Annotated in this window: 1 protein-coding gene; it reads left to right on the top strand. The window is 47.9% G+C overall.

All coding sequences use genetic code 11. From position 1 onward, the window contains the following. Window positions 1-705, top strand: a 705-nt coding sequence (locus R7Q46_RS27120; RefSeq protein WP_318078253.1) for a cellulose synthase subunit BcsC-related outer membrane protein, incomplete at both ends; no start/stop codon positions are given.

The following is a 705-nucleotide window of genomic DNA, read 5'->3' as shown; positions in this document are numbered from 1 at the left end:
GGATGGGCATCTGTTGCTAAAAGCCGATTATGTTTCTATCGATTCAGGTCAGTTGGACTACTATGAAAAAACCACCGATTCTGACAGCGTTTCGTTCCAAAATGACGCATCAGGTATGGCATTTGGAGTGGGCTGGCAAGCTGAAGATTGGTTGGTCGATATCGGCACGACACCAATTGGTTTCGACCATACCACATGGGTTGGTGGTGTGCGCATCAATGGGGATCTAGGTGAGTTAGGTTGGACTGCAGAAGCTTCGCGTCGCCCAGAGACCAGCAGCACGCTTTCTTATGCTGGAATGTCTGTCCCTAGTGGCACGACTGACCCTCAAGGGACTAAATGGGGTGGGGTTATCCGTACTGGTGTGAAGTTGAACTCAAGCTGGGACACTGGTGGCCCTTACGGTTTTTGGAGTAGCTTGCAGTATCATAGTTTGACTGGTGAAAAGGTTGAAGACAACACTCGTTTAGGCGTGTTAGGTGGGGCGTACTATAAGTTAATTGCAACGGATGACCAGCGTTTAAGTATTGGTACGAACTTAATGTACCTTGATTACGACAAAAATTTGGGTGAGTACACGCTAGGTCACGGTGGCTACTACAGCCCGCAAAGTTACTTCTCGGTGTCTTTACCTATCAACTTTTATGGTCGATACAACAGCTCTTGGTCATATCAGTTGAGTGCGTCCGTCTCCAACTCATGGAC

Source organism: Vibrio sp. 811, assembly GCF_033339195.1.
This window is presented reverse-complemented; position numbering and strand designations above follow the sequence as displayed.